Below are 14,746 nucleotides of genomic sequence, written 5' to 3' on the forward strand. Positions count from 1 at the left end.
TGCCATGGGGGTCGATGATGGACACCGGCGGCTCCGCGCAGACCGCGGTACCCAAGATGAACGGTAAGGGACAGTGCAGGAAATGACTCAGCCTCGGCTACTCGGAGGTCGCTACGAGCTCGACGGTGTCGTCGGGCGCGGCGGCATGGCCGAGGTGTATCGTGCCCGAGACATCCGGCTGGACCGCATAGTCGCGATCAAGACCCTCCGGTCGGACCTGGCCCGCGATCACACCTTCCAGGCCCGTTTCCGCCGTGAGGCGCAGTCCGCGGCTTCGCTGAACCACCCGGCCGTCGTCGCGGTCTACGACACCGGCGAGGACGTCACCGACGGCACCCCCGTGCCCTACATCGTCATGGAGTACGTCGACGGCCGCACGCTGCGCGACCTGCTCCGCGCCGACCGGCGGCTGATGCCCGAGCGGGCGGCCGAGCTGGTCGACGGCATCCTGCGGGCGCTCGACTACAGCCACCGCGGCGGCATCGTGCACCGCGACATCAAGCCGGCCAACGTCATGATCACCCGGGCCGGCGACGTCAAGGTGATGGACTTCGGCATCGCCCGCGCGATGGCCGACTCGGCCGCGACGATGACGCAGACCGCGCAGGTGATAGGGACCGCCCAGTACCTCTCGCCCGAGCAGGCGCGCGGCGAGCGGGTCGACGCGCGCAGCGACATCTACTCCACCGGCTGCGTCCTGTACGAGCTGCTGACCGGCCAGCCGCCGTTCACCGGCGACTCCCCCGTCGCGATCGCCTACCAGCACGTGCGCGAGGAGCCGATCCCGCCGTCGCAGATCGACCCCGAGATCCCGCAGTGGGCCGACGCGATCGTGCTCAAGGCCATGGCCAAGGACCCGGCGCACCGCTACCAGAGCGCGAGCGAGATGCGCGCCGACATCCAGCGGGCGATGACCGGCATGCCGGTCGACGCGCAGACGATGGCCATGAACAACACCTACGCCCCGTCCACCCGCATGATGACCTCCACGCAGGCCGCCGCGGGTCCGGCCACGCAGCGCACCACCGCTGTCCCGCCGTACGAGTACGACGAGGGCGGCGCGGGCAGGGGCGGCGGCGGACGGCGCCGGGCCAACGGCGGCGGGGGCAACACCGCGCTGAAGACGGCCGCGTGGATCCTCGTGCCGCTGCTCGTCATCGGCGCGTTCATCGGCGTGGGCTACGCGTTCCTCAGCAACAACGAGGGGCCGAAGGCGGAGGCCATCAAGATCCCGTCGCTGCAGACGCAGACCGAGCAGGCCGCGGTGGCCGAGCTCACCGCTCTAGGTCTCAAGCCCGAGGTGGTCAAGGACTACAGCGACGAGTTCGACCCCAAGACCGTGATCAAGACCGATCCGGCCGAGGGCACGGAGGTCAAGAAGGGCGACACGGTCAAGGTCTTCGTCTCCAAGGGCAAGAAGAAGGTGAAGGTCCCCGAGGGGCTCGTCGGGGCCACCAAGGAGGAGGCCACCCAGATCCTCAAGGACGCCGGGCTGACCGCCACGGTCAAGACCAAGTCGTCCGCCAAGAAGCAGGGCACGGTCATCGCCACCGACCCGGTCGCCGGCACGGAGGTCGAGGACGGCGGCAGCGTCACGCTGTACGTCCCCAAGGAGCTGATCACGCTCCAGGACGTCACCGGCATGACGGCCGACGAGGCCAAGGCGGCGCTGGAGTCGGCCGGCTTCGTGGTCAGGATCTCCAAGCAGTTCAGCGACCAGCCCGAGGACACGGTCATCCAGCAGAACCCCGGGCCCAACGCCAAGCTGTCGCCCAACACGACCATCACGCTCGTGGTCTCCAAGGGGCCCGACCAGTCGCAGACGCAGCCGACCGACCAGCCGACGATCACGGACCAGCCCGACCCGACGCAGCCCACCGATGAGCCGACGGACGAGCAGACGACGATCGAGGAGCCCGGCGGCGACGACGGCTTCTGACGCGAAGAGCGTTCTGAGCGGCTGAGGGCCGCCTCCCGGCTCGGGGGGCGGCCCTCACGCTTCCCGGGGCGGCCGGGGACGCTCCGGGCGTCCAGGAACCCTCTGGACGCCCCGGCGGCTCTCCGGGGCCCTCCGGGACAACGAGAAGCGTCCCCGCCGCTCGGGGGCAACGGCGGGGACGCTCATCTGTGAGTCGTACGGGTGGGTCCGCGCGTTACACGATTCGCCGGGCTGTTTGCGGGAGAGTGCGGAGCCAGTTGGCCAGCAGCCGGTGGCCGTGCTCGGACAGCACCGACTCGGGATGGAACTGGATGCCCTCGACGGGGGCCGTGCGGTGGCGCAGGCCCATGATGACGCCGTCCGCGGTGCGGGCCGTCACCTCCAGCTCGTCCGGCACCGTGCCGGGGCGCACGGCGAGGGAGTGGTAGCGGGTCATCCGCACCGGCGAGGGCAGCGAGGCGAACACGCCCCGCCCGTCGTGGGAGATCGCGCTGGTGCGGCCGTGGACGATCTCGGGCGCGCGGTCGACGGTGGCGCCGTAGGCATGGGCGATGGCCTGGTGCCCGAGACAGACGCCGAGCAGCGGCCGGCGCTCCTCGGCGGCCCGCAGCACCAAAGGCACGCTGACGCCCGCGGCCTCGGGCGTGCCGGGCCCGGGACTGATGACGACGCCGTCGAAGCCGGCGGAGTCGGTCACGGCCACCTCGTCGCGCGGGCGCACGTCGCACGTGGCGCCCAGCTCGCGGAGGTACTGCACGATGGTGTGGACGAAACTGTCGTGGTTGTCCACCACCAGCACACGGGTCATTGCGTAACGGTCACCTCGTCCAGCGTCACCAGGGGTTCGAGCAGCGGGAACACCCGGTACCACAGTACGGCCACCACGATGCCGGCCAGCACGGCGGCCATGAGCGCCTTGGCCGGCTTGGGGCCGGGGAGCCTTCGCCAGATCCAGCCGTACACGTGATCAGACCTTCCTGAGCTCGACGCGGTCGAGCACCCCGTGCACGATGTAGCGCTGCGCGGCGGAGTACTCGGGATGACAGGTGGTGAGCGTGATGAACGCCTTGGAGGGCTTGCGGTCGGGTTTGCCGGGGACCGGGGCGATGACGTCCAGGTCGGTCGGCAGCACGACCTCGTGGTAGGTCACGCGGTAGGTGTAGCGGGCCTCGCGCGCGTCGACGACGATCTCGTCGCCCTTCTTCAGCTCGTCGATCTCGTTGAACGGCGCGCCGTAGGTGGTGCGGTGGCCGGAGACGACGAAGTTGCCCTTCTGGCCGGGCATGGCGGTGCCGGGGTAGTGGCCGGGCCCCTTGCGCAGGTGCTCGGTGGTCACGCCCTCGATCACCGCGTACTTGTAGTCGTTGCCCAGACGGGGGATGCGCAGCAGCGCCACCGCCTGGCCGAGCTTGATCTTCTTCAGCCGCTTCGGCCCGTCGTCGCCCTGCGGGCCCGGGTCCGCCTGCTCGCGCGCCAGCTCCTGCTCCAGCAGCGGCTGCTCGCGGTCGGTGTATGCGCCCGTCCCCCAGAGCAGGTAGGCGCAGAACAGCAGGAGTACGAGGCCGGCGGTGATGCACAGATCCCCCGCGGCCCGGAGCGTGGCCCTCACCTCATCAGCGTAAGCGCGCGGCCACCCTCCGTGAGGGATCGCCATCTTCCTCGCGTGGCGACTATCCTGGCCCAGTCTCAACTACGCTTATCGAAGAGCCTGTGGACGATCCGGAAGCCCAGGCGCTCAGCAGGAGTCATCCAGTGCCCAAGTCGAAGACGCGCAAGAAGGCGGTCTACACGCCGCCGCAGAAGTCCCAGCAGGTCAAGGTCAGCCCTCGCTGGCTGGCGCCGACGATGGTGGCATCGTGGATCATCGGCATCCTGTGGATCGCCACCTACTACGTCGCCCCGCAGCAGGCGCCGCTGATCAAGGATCTCCAGGCGTGGAACCTGCTGATCGGGTTCGTCTTCATCATCTTCGGTGTGGTGCTCTCCACCCGCTGGCGTTAGATCTTTCCACAGTCTTTTCCACACCCTGGGGACACCGGGTCACCGATCGTTCACCCCATGGTGCCGGTGAGGGCGGTGGTCCGCAGCGCGACGAGCGCCACCAGCACGACCAGTGCCCCCGCGAGCGCCAGCGCCTGCCACAGGAGCCGGTTGCTCCGGGGCGCGTAGGCGAGCGCGGCGGCGACGGCCGAGCCGGTGATCAGGCCGCCGATGTGGCCGGTCCAGCTGATGCCGGGCACCACGAAGGTGATCACCAGGTTGAGGCCGATGAGCATGGCGATGCCGCGCACGTCCGCGTTGAGCCTGCGGGCGAGCACGAACGTCGCGCCGAACAGGCCGTAGACGGCGCCTGACGCGCCGACCGAAGGCTGGTTCAGCGGGTCGAGCCAGTAGGCGAGCACCGAGCCGCCGAGCGCGCTGAGCAGGTAGAGGCCCAGGTAGCGGGAGTGGCCGAAGGCGCGCTCCAGTTGGGGGCCGACGACGTAGAGCGCCCAGCAGTTGAACAGGACGTGGAACACGCTGCCGTGCACGAACGCGGACGTGATCAGCCGGTGGTACTGGCCGAACTCCGCCACCCCGTGGGGCCACATCATGAGCTGACTGGTGATGCCGTCGCTCGTGAGCTGCTGGATGCCGAAGATCACGATGTTGAGCCCCAGCAGGATCCACGTCACGTACGGCGTGCCGACCACCGCGCCGCCGAACGTGGACCTCGCCTGCCGCAGCCCCTTGTTGCCCTCGGCCACGCACTCGGGGCACTGGAAGCCCACGGCGGCGTCGCGCATGCAGTCGGGGCAGATGGGCCGCTCGCAGCGCTGGCAGCGGACCCACGTCTCGCGCTCGGGGTGCCGGTAACAGGTGGGCACCGCCTCCGCGGGCTGCTCCGGGGGCAGGGGCGGCTGGCTGGTCATGCCCGCAGCCTACGGCCTCGCCGACCCTGCCGCGTGCGCCCGCCCGCCCCGCGGGGCGTGGCGGTGCGCGGCCCCAGCCGGCCCCTGCGTCCCGGGGCCGGGCCTCAGCCCTGGACGCGGTCGATCGTCACCGACTCCAGCACGACGTCCTCGACCGGGCGGTCGTTGCGGCCGGTGCGGGTCTTGGCGATCGCGTCGACGACCTCCTGGCCCTCCACGACCTCGCCGAAGATGGTGTGCCGGCCGTTCAGGTGCGGCGTCGGCACGACGGTGATGAAGAACTGCGAGCCGTTGGTGCCCTTGCCGAAGCGGACGCCGGCGTTGGCCATGGCGAGCAGGTACGGGCGGTTGAAGTAGAGGTCCGGGTGGATCTCGTCGTCGAACTCGTAGCCCGGGCCGCCGATGCCCTGGCCGAGCGGGTCACCGCCCTGGATCATGAAACCGGAGATCACCCGGTGGAAGATCGTGCCGTCGTAGTACTTGCCGGTGCTCTTCTCGCCGGTGCCCGGGTGGGTCCACTCGCGGCCGCCCTCGGCGAGCTCGACGAAGTTGCGGACGGTCTTGGGCGCCTGGTTCGGGAAGAGTTCGACCTTGATGGTGCCGTGATTGGTCTGCAGGTTTGCGATCAGCTTCTCAGCCACGAGACAGCTGCCCCCCTCTATACACAGGGTTGGTTCTGTGATCTTTTGTGGACTATGGCCGTTCGGCCTCCGGGCCATCCTCCCACGGCTCGTCATGATTGAGCCGCCTTCTACCGGGAAGGTCAGGCTCGGGGCCCCAACGACAGGGGAGGTTGTCGTGTCCCTGACACTGAGGAAGCGCCGCGTGGTCATAGAGGTTCCCGCCACGTGGATGGGCCGAGTGAAGGCCCGGGCCGTCCAGACCGGCCAGCGTGTTACACCGATGGCGGATCAGGCCAGGATGATGGCCGATCAGGCGAAGGTCATGGCCGACCAGGCCAGGACGACCGCCGCCCAGCGGATCGAGGACGCCCGTTACTGGGCGGCCCCGGTGCTGGAGGACGCCGCGCATCGGGTGGAGGACCAGCTCGCTCCCAAGGTCAGCTCGATGCTGACCGCGGCGGCCGAGAAGATCGACCCGACGCCCGCCAGATCGCGGCGTTGGCCGATCATGGTCCTGATCACCGGTCTCGCTGTGGGCGCGATGGGCTACATGGCCTATCGTCGCAACGCGCAGCAATGGACGGAGCAGATGAAGGACTCCGCGTCCGACGCGTCGCGTTGGGTGAGCGAGAAGGCGGACAGAACCGCTCAGACCGCGGAGAACGCCGCGTCCACCATCTCGGAGAAGGCGTCCGACGTCTCGGAGAAGGCGGACGAGGCAGCGCACAAGACGCAGTGAACCAGCGCGAAAGTGCGCCCCCGCTCCGAGGGGGGCGCACTTTCGCGTTTCCGGGCCGCTCCTCGTTGACTCTTAACCAAGCGCTTGTTAGAACGAGCGGCATGAGCCTGTCACCGCTCGACGACTACCCCGTCCACCAGGCCGCCCAGGTCATGCGGCACGTGACCACCTCCGACCGCAACTTCTACGACCGCTACTACTTCAACTGCCACGCCGGCACGGACGACCTGATGCTGATCGTCGGCCTGGGCCAGTACCCCAACCTCGGCGTCACCGACGCGTTCGCCTGCGTGCGCCGCCGCGGCGCCGGCGACGACCTGCACCGGGTGGTACGCGCCTCCCGCGAGCTCGGCGCCGACCGGATGGACACCGGGATCGGCCCGTTCCGGGTCGAGGTCATCGAAGGGCTCCAACGGCTCCGCGTGGTGCTGGAGCCGAACGAGCATGGCCTGTCCTTCGACCTGACCTGGACGGGCACGATCCCGGCGACGCTGGAGCCCCGGCACTTCCTGCGCTGGCAGGAGCGGGTCATGTTCGACTCCGTCCGGCTCGCGCAGACCGGGCGCTGGAGCGGGCACATCCGCGTCGGGTCCGAGGAGATCCCCGTCACCCCGGACCACTGGCTGGGCACCCGGGACCGGTCCTGGGGCATCAGGCCCGTCGGCGAGCCCGAGCCCCCGGGCGTCCAGGCGAAGAACCCCGGCACGTTCTACTGGCTGTACGCGCCGATGATGTTCGACGACCACGCCATCCTCTGCATCGTGCAGGAGGACGAGCGGGGCCGCCGGGTGCTGGAGGAGGCCACCCGGGTGTGGTCGGACGGCCGGGAGGAGGAGTATCTCGGCCGGCCCGAATACCGCCCCGTGTACGCGCCCGGCACCCGCGACGTGGTCGAGGCCACCATCACCTTCGCCCCGCCCGGGGGCAAGCCCTTCGACGTCCGCTGCACGCCGCTCCTGCCGGTCCACCTCATGGTCGGCACCGGGTACGGCCTGGAGCCGGACTGGAAGCACGGCATGTACCACGGCGCCGGGCCGGTCGTGCAAGGGGTCACCTACACGCTGCCGGCCGACGCCGCCCGCATGTGGGGCATGGTGGACGCCGTGGGCCGCTTCGAGTACGACGGCCTGGTGGGGCACGGCCTGTTCGAGTACTGGGCGCTCGGCCCGCACCCGTCGTTCGCCTGACCGGGCCCCCGGCCGGCTACTTGTCGCCGGCCTTGCAGGTCACGGTGGCGGCCGGGGCCGTCACGCCCTTGGGCGGCGCGCCGTCGGGGCCGTCGGCCGGGAGCGCGGGCACGGCCGGGACGGCGTCCACGGTCTCGCCCTCCTTGACCTGGCCGCCCACCTTGACCTTGGCTCCCTCCTCGATCCGCACGACGCCGGCCTCGTCGGCGGGCACGGCCCGCTTGACCTCGATCCTCGGCGCGCCCTCGGGGAGGGCCTTGGCCAGCTTCTCCTCCTCCTCGGGCGAGAGCGGCTTGCGCTCGACCCTGGTCAGCTTGCCCGGCTCCGCCGGCGCTCCCTGCTCGTCCGCGGAGATGGCGACCTTGCCGTCCTTCAGCGTCTCGACCTTGACGGCCCTGACGGTCGCGAAGCTCACCACCTGGCCGTCGCTCGTCCGGCAGACGATGGTGGCGTCCGGCGCCGGGGCCGGGGTCTCGTCGGCCAGGGCGGACCCGCTCAGGATCGACAGCGCGAGGACGCCCACCGCGCCCAGGATCCCGACACGCCTCTTGAACATGGATTCTCCCTCTCGTGGAAGCGATCGTGCGTTCCGACGGACCGACAGTGGCCTGTCGTACCTGAAGCGAGCCTGAACGCAGCCGAAATGATCTTCAGGTTGGCTTTAGGTGGTGTACGGCACGCTGGTCGGCGTGCGGGTCTTACTGGTGGAGGACGAGCGGCGGCTGGCCGGCCTCGTCCGGGACGGGCTGTCGGGCGAGGGGTTCGCGGTCGACGTGGCCCACGACGGCCGCGACGGGCTGTGGATGGCCACGGAGAACCCCTACGACGTGATCGTCCTGGACGTGATGCTGCCCCGGATGAACGGCTACACCGTGTGCGCGCGGCTGCGCGAGGCCGGGAACTGGACGCCGATCATGATGCTCACCGCCAAGGACGGCGTCTACGACGAGGCCGAGGCGCTCGACACCGGCGCCGACGACTACCTGTCCAAGCCGTTCTCGTACGTGGTGCTGCTGGCGAGGCTGCGGGCCCTGGTGCGGCGCGGCGGCAGGGAGCGGCCGGTGTCGATCACGGTGGGCGACCTCGTGCTCGACCCGGCGGGGCTGCGCTGCCGCAGGGGCGAGGTGGAGATCGCGCTGACGCCGAAGGAGTTCGCGGTGCTCCACGGGCTGGCGCGGCGGGCGGGCGAGGTGGTCTCCAAGAGCGAGCTGCTGGCCCAGGCGTGGGACTTCACCTACGACGGCGACCCGAACATCGTCGAGGTCTACATCAGCGCGCTCCGCCGCAAGATCGACCAGCCGTTCGGCCGGTCGTCGCTGATCACGGTGCGAGGCGCCGGTTACCGTCTGGAGGCGACATGAGCGGCGCCATGGGCCCCGAGGTGAGCGGGGACGCGGGGGCGGGGCGGGGGTTGTCGCCGGCCCGGCTGCGGGCGAGGATCCTCGCGGCGTTTCGAGGGCGCTTGCCGGCCGGGCTGCCCGCCCGACTGCCTGCCGGGCTGCCGGTGAGGCTGTCGGCCGGGTTGTCGTCGGTGCGGCTGCGGGCCACGGCGGCGGCGACGCTGGTGGTGGCGCTCGCCCTGGGCGCCGCCGCGGCCGTGCTCGTCGTCACGTTGCGCGGCAGCCTGGAGGCCAGCACCGACGCCGAGGCCGCGCGACGCGCGGTGGCGGCCGCGCCGATGCTGATCCAGTCGGTCGAGGGCACCCAGGCGGCGCCCACGACCGGCACCGCGCCCGACGGCGCGACGGGCACCTCTCGCACCACGCCCGACGGCATGACCGGCACCTCTCGCACCGCGCCCGACCCGACCGGCACAGGCCCCGAGGGCACCGCCCATACCGTGGTCGTGCCACCGGCCGCCACCGTGGTCGTGCCATCGGGCGACACCGCGGTCGTGCCACGGGCCGGTCAGGTCGCGCTCGTCGGCCGCATCCAAGGGACCCCGGCCGCCCCCGCTGACACGAGTGCCCTGACCCTCACCAGCAGCCACAAGGCCGCCCCGGCGAACGCCTCCGCCGTGCCCGGCACGGAGGTCAAGCCGGTCGGCGATCCCGACGTCGTCCTCGTCGACGCGGCGGGGAAGGCGGCCGTGGACCAGGGATGGGCGCAGCCCGACCTGTACGCGGTGGCGGCCCTGAAGGTGGACACCAAGCAGGGCACGTCCACGGTGTGGGCCAGGGCCTCCCGGGCGGGGGCCGACGAGGCGTTGCAGACCCTCGACAGCGCCCTGCTGCCCGGCGTGCCCGCGCTGCTGGCCGTGGTGGCCGCGATGACCTGGTTCTCGGTGAGCCGGGCGCTGAAGCCGGTCGCCGCGATCCGCGCCAAGATGGCCGACATCACCGCCCGGGACCTGCACCAGCGTGTGCCCGTGCCGCGCTCGCGCGACGAGATCGCGGCCCTGGCCACGACCGTCAACGGCACGCTCGACCGGCTGGAGACGGCCGTCGGGACCCATCAGCGGTTCGTCGCCGACGCCGCGCACGAGCTGCGCAGCCCGATCGCCACCCTGCGGGCCCGGCTGGAGCTGGCCCCGCCGAGCGAGCTGACCCGCGAGGCGCTGGCCGACGTGGAACGCCTCCAGGCCCTGGCCGGTGACCTGCTCATGCTGGCCAGGCTGGACGCGGGCGAGCCGGTGCGGACGACGTCGCTCGACCTCGGGCAGGTGGCCTTCGAGGAGTCGGTGCGCTACGGGCCGGGTGCGGAGCCGAAGGTCGTCGTGGACATCGAGCCGGACGTGGTGGTCCGGGGCTCGCGCGGCCACCTCGCCCGGCTGGTGACGAACCTGCTCGACAACGCGCGCCGGCACGCCGGGACGACGGTGACGGTCCGGGTGCGGCCGGGCGACGGCGTGGCGGTGCTGGAGGTGCTCGACGACGGACCGGGGATCCCGCCGGAGCACCGGGAGGCGGTGTTCGACCGGTTCACCCGGCTGGACGAGGCCCGCGCCAGGGACGACGGCGGCGCGGGGCTGGGGCTGCCGATCGCCCGGGACATCGCGGGTCTGCACGGGGGCACGCTGGTGGCGATCGACGGCGGCTTCCGCGCCACCCTCCCTGTGCCCCGCTGATCGTCTTCCCAGCACGCGGACGGGAACGCGGGCCGGGGCCAGGGGTTAGGGACCCAGCATGGGCGCGGCCGGGTGGGGATCCGGTTACGGGGTCAGGTGGACCGGGCAGCCGAGGTCGGCGCCGAGGCGGGTGAGGCCGGCCGCGAAGGAGTCGCGCGTGGTCCGGTCGTAGCCCAGGAAGAACCGGTTGGCCAACGGCACCCCCCAGCGCAGGCTCGTGGCCACGTTGTAGACCCGGTGGGTGAGCCGCGTGCCCTCGGCCACCGGAGCGAGCGTCCACTCGCCCCGGTACCACCAGCCGCCCTGCAGGGCGATCATCCGGTCGGTGATCTCGACGGTGCTCCTGTGCCCCGGGAAGTCCTCGACGGTGAAGCGGTCGCCATCGGGCATCAGTTCCGGCAACAGCGTCTTGCGCAGGGCCTCCCGCACCCGCTCCACGGGCGCCTCGACCACGCCCGACACCTCAGTGATCAGTTTCCTGCCCTTGTCGCTCATGCCCGTCTCCTCGGGAAGCCCGCTCCAGCAGTGACTGCTTGACCGCGTCCGGCCAGTCGAGCGCGCCGCTCTCCAGCCGGTCCAGCACCCCACGCACCCATGCCAGCTCGGCCGCCTGGGCGGCCCGCTGGTAGTCGAGCTTCAGCCCCAGCACCTCCGGCAGGCCGTTGTCCGCCATGCCCGCGAGGTGCGCGTCGAGGCCGGCGACCGCCGCCTCCAGCGCCGCGGCCCGGCTGCGCAGCGCGCGCCGCGCCTCGGGCACCGGCAGCGCGCCGATCAGCGAGATCCCCGCGACGAGCACGCGCTGGTCGGGGTCCGGCCGCTCCAGCAGGCGCCGCAGGCGCGTGGCCAGCTCCTCGCGTCCCTCCGCGGTGATCTCGTAGACGGTCCGCTCGGGCCGCCGTCCCTCACGCCCGGTGGCGGACGGGGTGATCAGCTCGTCGCGCGCCAGCCGTTCGACCGCGTGGTAGAGGCTCCTGGGCAGCCCGGTCACGTAGTCCTTGTGCGTGTCGACGACGAGGCGGTGCAGCTCGTACGGGTGACCGGCGCGTACCGAGAGCAGGGCGAGCACGGTCAGCCCGACCAGATCGTGGCGTTGCGCCATAGTGCCTCCTTCTATAGTGCACTTTGCACTATAGAAGGAGCCGCCGAGGCTGTCGAGGGTCCCCGGAGCGGGGTCCGTCAGGCGGGGCTGGCGTCGAGCTGCAGGAAGGCGCGCTCGATGATCTGGCGGCTGACGTCCTCGGGATACGGGAACTGCTTGATCAGGTCGCGCAGCCCCTCGACGTGCGCCCGCCTGGCCAGCTCCGCCACGGCGGCCAGCTCGGCGCCCTGCGCCTCGGCGAACGCGCGGTCCACCACCGCGCCGTGGCCGGGCACGATCACCTCGCCGGGCAGCTCGGCCAGCATGGCGGCCGTCGTCACCGGCCAGTCGAGCGGGTACGAGTCGCCGAACGCGGGCGGCGCCCCCTGCTCGACCAGGTCACCGGCGAACACCACACCGGCGTCGGGCACGTACGTCACGATGTCGTTGCTGCTGTGGCCCAGCCCGAAGTGGCGCAGGTGGACGATCCGCCCGCCGATGTCGAGCGACGCCGTGGTGGTGAACGTGTTGTCCGGCGGCACGATCACCACCTCCTCGAACTCCTCGCGCCGCTCCTCGGGAGACCGCCGGATGACGGCGGCGCGCTGCTCCTCACCGTCCCGCTCCATGTCCTCGACGCATCGCACGTGTCCCCAGATCTCGGCCGGGCGGAACAGCGCGTTGCCCCAGACGTGGTCGAAGTGCGCGTGGCTGTTGACGACCGTCCACGGGCTGCTCGTGATCCGCCGGACCGCGTCGATCAGGTCGGCGGCCTCGCGGTGCGAGGCCCTGGTGTCGAGCACCAGGCAGTGCCCGTCGCCCACGACGAGGCCGACGTTCATGTCGTACGACTTGTGGCGCCGGACGTAGACCCGGTCGCCGACCTCCCGCCATTGCTCCCTCATGGACGAAACCTTACTGACGGCGGAGATACGCGAGCACGGCCAGCACCCGCCGGTTGCCGTCGGCGGCGGGCGGCAGGTCGAGCTTGGTGAAGATGCCGGCGATGTGCTTGGCCACGGCCGCCTCCGTGACGAACAGCGCGCCGGCGATCGAGGCGTTGGAGCGGCCCTCGGCGATCAGCGCCAGCACCTCGCGTTCCCTGGGCGTGAGCCGCAGCAGCGGGTCGCGGGGGCGCCGCAGGAGCTGGCGCACCACCTCGGGGTCGACGACCGTGCCGCCCGCCGCGACCCTGCCGAGCGCGTCCACGAACTCGCGCACGTCGCCGACCCGGTCCTTCAGCAGGTAGCCGACCCCGGCGCCGCCGCCGGAGTCGAGCAGCTCGGCGGCGTACGTCTGCTCCACGTACTGGCTGAGCACGAGCACGGCCGGGGCCGGGCGCGCGCGGCGCAGCTCCAGGGCGGCGCGCAGGCCCTCGTCGGAGAAGCCGGGCGGCATGCGCACGTCGGTGACCACGACGTCGGGCCGGTGCTCCTCGACGGCCTCGACGAGCGACGGCGCGTCGCCGACGGCGGCGGCCACGGTGTGGCCGAAACGTTCGAGGAGACCGATCAGGCCCTCGCGGAGCAGGACGGCGTCCTCGGCGATCACGACGCGCACGGGATCTCCACACGCATCCGGGTCGGGCCGCCGGCCGGGCTCGACAGCGACAGCCTGCCGCCCACGACGGCCAGCCGGTCGGCCAGCCCGGTCAGGCCGGTGCCGCGCGCGGGGTCGGCCCCGCCCCGGCCGTCGTCGTGGATCTCCAGGACGAGCGCGCCGTCCGCCGCGCCGCCGGTGACGCGGGCCGCGCTCGCGCCGCTGTGCCGGGCGACGTTGGCGAGGGCCTCCGTCACGACGTAGTACGCGGTGACCTCGACGGCCGCCGGCAGCCGCTCGTCCAGCGCGAGGTCCACCGCCACCGGGACGGGCGAGCGGCCCGCGACGTCGCGCACCGCCGCGGGCAGGCCCCGGTCGGTGAGCACCTGCGAGTGGACGCCCCTGACGAGCGCGCGCAGCTCGGCCAGCGCCTGCTTGGCCTCGCCGTGCGCCCGCTCGACCGCCCGGGCCGCGGGGCTGTCGTCCGGCAGGTCCAGCCGCGCCATGCCGAGCGTCATCGTCAGCGCCACCAGCCGCTGCTGGGCGCCGTCGTGCAGGTCGCGCTCGATCCGGCGGCGTTCGGTCTCGAACGCGTCGACGAGCCGGGCGCGCGAGCGCAGCACCTCCGCCAGCTCGGCGGCCTGCGGGGCGAGGATCGCGCGGGTCATGGCGCCCCGGGCGCCCGCCCAGGCGGTCAGCGTGTAGGCGGCGACGGGCACCAGCAGCACCCCGGCGGCCGAGGCCGCGACGGCGGCGACCGGCTCGGCCTCGGGCTGCACGACCGGCGACAGGATCAGCAGCACGGGCCCCGCCGCGCCGGACGCGGCCATCACCAGGTCGATCCACCACAGCACGAGCAGCGCGAGCCCGCCGAGCGCCGCCACCCGGACCTCGCGTCCCCGTCGAGGCGGCTCACCGGTGTCCCCGCCCGGCTCCGGGGGCGTGTCGGGCAGCGGCACGCCGTCCACCAGCCGCAGCCGCCACCGCTCGTACCTCCCCGCCACGGGGGTGAGCAGCGCGGCCACCGCCACGCCGGCGACCAGGACGGCCGGTGAGGACGTCACCGCCACGGCGGCCACGACGCCGAGAACGGGCAGGCCCGGCACGGCCCCCGCCAGCAGATAGGCCAGCGAGCGCCACGGCCAGGCCGACCGCAGGAAGGGGATCGGCCGCTGGGCGAGCGCTTCCAGCGCGGTCCTGACGAGCACCCCGCGACACTATCCGCGCTCGGCGGCCCGGGTCAGTAGTGCCAGGTGGAGGTTCCCGCCGTCTCCCCGGACGGCTTCGCCGCGGCCGGGCGTGGAAGGATCTTTCCGCCGTACATGCTCAAAAGGGGGACGGATGGACGGGATCTTGCGCGTGGACCAGCGGTCGCTGCTGGACGCCCGCCTGGGCGCGGAGGACATGGAGGACCGGCTGGAGCGGGTCGCTCGGCGGGCGCTCACCGCGGTCTCCGCCCCGGAGCCGGCGGACCGCGAGCAGCCGGGGGCCGAGTTCGACGCCGCGTACGCCTCGTTCGTCCGCCACGCGGCGACCGCGTTCGACGCGACCCTGCGTGAGGTCAGGGAGCACGCCCGCAAGCTGCGCGAGACCGCGCACACCCACGCCTCGGCCTCGGGGGCCAACGAGGACCTGACTCGCCGCCTCGCCGACGGCCGGTGA

18 protein-coding genes are annotated in these 14,746 nt (G+C 72.3%); 7 read left to right on the top strand and 11 right to left on the bottom strand.

The genetic code is table 11. The annotated features are described in order from the left end of the window. Nucleotides 1–82: 82 nt before the first annotated feature. Nucleotides 83–1,939, top strand: a complete 1,857-nt coding sequence (gene pknB / locus HD595_RS16660; protein ID WP_253770053.1) for a Stk1 family PASTA domain-containing Ser/Thr kinase — start codon at nucleotides 83–85, stop codon at nucleotides 1,937–1,939. Between the two features lie 214 nt (nucleotides 1,940–2,153). On the opposite strand, the gene HD595_RS16665 is transcribed toward pknB, so the two are convergent. The 3 genes from HD595_RS16665 to HD595_RS16675 are packed head-to-tail and all read right to left on the bottom strand — an operon-like array spanning nucleotide 2,154 to nucleotide 3,548. Further along, nucleotides 2,154–2,747, bottom strand: coding sequence for an anthranilate synthase component II (locus tag HD595_RS16665; RefSeq protein ID WP_253770055.1), 594 nt, complete (start codon nucleotides 2,745–2,747; stop codon nucleotides 2,154–2,156). Continuing rightward, complete coding sequence (locus HD595_RS16670) at nucleotides 2,744–2,902, bottom strand: hypothetical protein (protein ID WP_175603916.1); 159 nt, start codon at nucleotides 2,900–2,902, stop codon at nucleotides 2,744–2,746. Before HD595_RS16670 ends, HD595_RS16665 begins: the two co-directional genes overlap by 4 nt. A 4-nt stretch (nucleotides 2,903–2,906) precedes the next feature. Further along, nucleotides 2,907–3,548 (bottom strand): class E sortase, encoded by a 642-nt coding sequence (locus HD595_RS16675; RefSeq protein ID WP_253770057.1) that lies wholly within the window; start codon nucleotides 3,546–3,548, stop codon nucleotides 2,907–2,909. Nucleotides 3,549–3,691: 143 nt separating this feature from the next. Between HD595_RS16675 and HD595_RS16680 the strand changes: the two genes are divergently transcribed. Then, nucleotides 3,692–3,940, top strand: a complete 249-nt coding sequence (locus HD595_RS16680) for a cell division protein CrgA (protein ID WP_253770059.1) — start codon at nucleotides 3,692–3,694, stop codon at nucleotides 3,938–3,940. A 50-nt stretch (nucleotides 3,941–3,990) separates the two neighbouring features. Here HD595_RS16680 and HD595_RS16685 read toward each other — a convergent pair whose 3' ends face one another. Further along, complete coding sequence (locus HD595_RS16685) at nucleotides 3,991–4,851, bottom strand: rhomboid family intramembrane serine protease (RefSeq protein ID WP_253770061.1); 861 nt, start codon at nucleotides 4,849–4,851, stop codon at nucleotides 3,991–3,993. A 104-nt stretch (nucleotides 4,852–4,955) separates the two neighbouring features. Then, nucleotides 4,956–5,492, bottom strand: a complete 537-nt coding sequence (locus HD595_RS16690; protein WP_253770062.1) for a peptidylprolyl isomerase — start codon at nucleotides 5,490–5,492, stop codon at nucleotides 4,956–4,958. A 157-nt stretch (nucleotides 5,493–5,649) separates the two neighbouring features. Here HD595_RS16690 and HD595_RS16695 point away from each other — a divergent pair, with 157 nt between their 5' ends. Together HD595_RS16695 and HD595_RS16700 are read left to right on the top strand one after the other, a co-directional pair. Beyond that, nucleotides 5,650–6,213, top strand: coding sequence for a hypothetical protein (locus tag HD595_RS16695; RefSeq protein ID WP_253770064.1), 564 nt, complete (start codon nucleotides 5,650–5,652; stop codon nucleotides 6,211–6,213). A gap of 101 nt (nucleotides 6,214–6,314) precedes the next feature. After that, the gene (locus HD595_RS16700) at nucleotides 6,315–7,400 is read left to right on the top strand and encodes an Rv3169 family protein (RefSeq protein ID WP_253770066.1); all 1,086 of its coding nucleotides are present in this window, start codon (nucleotides 6,315–6,317) and stop codon (nucleotides 7,398–7,400) included. A 16-nt stretch (nucleotides 7,401–7,416) separates the two neighbouring features. On the opposite strand, the gene HD595_RS16705 is transcribed toward HD595_RS16700, so the two are convergent. Beyond that, nucleotides 7,417–7,956 carry a hypothetical protein gene (locus HD595_RS16705; protein ID WP_253770068.1) on the bottom strand — a complete coding sequence of 180 codons (540 nt, stop codon included), beginning with the start codon at nucleotides 7,954–7,956 and terminating at the stop codon, nucleotides 7,417–7,419. Nucleotides 7,957–8,065: 109 nt separating this feature from the next. Here HD595_RS16705 and HD595_RS16710 point away from each other — a divergent pair, with 109 nt between their 5' ends. Next, nucleotides 8,066–8,761, top strand: a complete 696-nt coding sequence (locus tag HD595_RS16710; protein ID WP_425566602.1) for a response regulator transcription factor — start codon at nucleotides 8,066–8,068, stop codon at nucleotides 8,759–8,761. Continuing rightward, the gene (locus tag HD595_RS16715) at nucleotides 8,758–10,467 is read left to right on the top strand and encodes a sensor histidine kinase (RefSeq protein WP_253770070.1); all 1,710 of its coding nucleotides are present in this window, start codon (nucleotides 8,758–8,760) and stop codon (nucleotides 10,465–10,467) included. Before HD595_RS16710 ends, HD595_RS16715 begins: the two co-directional genes overlap by 4 nt. Nucleotides 10,468–10,551: 84 nt before the next feature. On the opposite strand, the gene HD595_RS16720 is transcribed toward HD595_RS16715, so the two are convergent. The 5 genes from HD595_RS16720 to HD595_RS16740 all read right to left on the bottom strand — a co-directional run bounded on the left by HD595_RS16720 (nucleotide 10,552) and on the right by HD595_RS16740 (nucleotide 14,292). Next, nucleotides 10,552–10,962 (bottom strand): hypothetical protein, encoded by a 411-nt coding sequence (locus HD595_RS16720; RefSeq protein ID WP_253770072.1) that lies wholly within the window; start codon nucleotides 10,960–10,962, stop codon nucleotides 10,552–10,554. Further along, nucleotides 10,931–11,566 (bottom strand): PadR family transcriptional regulator, encoded by a 636-nt coding sequence (locus HD595_RS16725; protein ID WP_253770074.1) that lies wholly within the window; start codon nucleotides 11,564–11,566, stop codon nucleotides 10,931–10,933. Before HD595_RS16725 ends, HD595_RS16720 begins: the two co-directional genes overlap by 32 nt. 77 nt (nucleotides 11,567–11,643) lie before the next feature. Beyond that, nucleotides 11,644–12,450, bottom strand: coding sequence for an MBL fold metallo-hydrolase (locus tag HD595_RS16730; RefSeq protein WP_253770076.1), 807 nt, complete (start codon nucleotides 12,448–12,450; stop codon nucleotides 11,644–11,646). A gap of 10 nt (nucleotides 12,451–12,460) precedes the next feature. Then, complete coding sequence (locus tag HD595_RS16735) at nucleotides 12,461–13,105, bottom strand: response regulator (RefSeq protein WP_253770078.1); 645 nt, start codon at nucleotides 13,103–13,105, stop codon at nucleotides 12,461–12,463. Continuing rightward, nucleotides 13,093–14,292 carry a sensor histidine kinase gene (locus HD595_RS16740; RefSeq protein WP_253770080.1) on the bottom strand — a complete coding sequence of 400 codons (1,200 nt, stop codon included), beginning with the start codon at nucleotides 14,290–14,292 and terminating at the stop codon, nucleotides 13,093–13,095. Before HD595_RS16740 ends, HD595_RS16735 begins: the two co-directional genes overlap by 13 nt. A 133-nt stretch (nucleotides 14,293–14,425) precedes the next feature. On the opposite strand from HD595_RS16740, the gene HD595_RS16745 reads away from it, so the two are divergent. Beyond that, nucleotides 14,426–14,746, top strand: coding sequence for a hypothetical protein (locus tag HD595_RS16745; protein WP_253770082.1), 321 nt, complete (start codon nucleotides 14,426–14,428; stop codon nucleotides 14,744–14,746).

This window comes from Nonomuraea roseoviolacea subsp. carminata, from assembly GCF_024172185.1.
Classification (GTDB): domain Bacteria; phylum Actinomycetota; class Actinomycetes; order Streptosporangiales; family Streptosporangiaceae; genus Nonomuraea; species Nonomuraea roseoviolacea.

Bases quoted from the DNA above. Each gene is read 5' to 3' on its own strand.
- pknB (WP_253770053.1), top strand. From the start codon at position 83: ATGACTCAGCCTCGGCTACTCGGAGGTCGCTACGAGCTCGACGGTGTC.
- HD595_RS16665 (WP_253770055.1), bottom strand. From the start codon at position 2,747: ATGACCCGTGTGCTGGTGGTGGACAACCACGACAGTTTCGTCCACACC.
- HD595_RS16685 (WP_253770061.1), bottom strand. From the start codon at position 4,851: ATGACCAGCCAGCCGCCCCTGCCCCCGGAGCAGCCCGCGGAGGCGGTG.
- HD595_RS16700 (WP_253770066.1), top strand. From the start codon at position 6,315: ATGAGCCTGTCACCGCTCGACGACTACCCCGTCCACCAGGCCGCCCAG.
- HD595_RS16705 (WP_253770068.1), bottom strand. From the start codon at position 7,956: ATGTTCAAGAGGCGTGTCGGGATCCTGGGCGCGGTGGGCGTCCTCGCG.
- HD595_RS16715 (WP_253770070.1), top strand. From the start codon at position 8,758: ATGAGCGGCGCCATGGGCCCCGAGGTGAGCGGGGACGCGGGGGCGGGG.
- HD595_RS16720 (WP_253770072.1), bottom strand. From the start codon at position 10,962: ATGAGCGACAAGGGCAGGAAACTGATCACTGAGGTGTCGGGCGTGGTC.
- HD595_RS16725 (WP_253770074.1), bottom strand. From the start codon at position 11,566: ATGGCGCAACGCCACGATCTGGTCGGGCTGACCGTGCTCGCCCTGCTC.
- HD595_RS16730 (WP_253770076.1), bottom strand. From the start codon at position 12,450: ATGAGGGAGCAATGGCGGGAGGTCGGCGACCGGGTCTACGTCCGGCGC.
- HD595_RS16745 (WP_253770082.1), top strand. From the start codon at position 14,426: ATGGACGGGATCTTGCGCGTGGACCAGCGGTCGCTGCTGGACGCCCGC.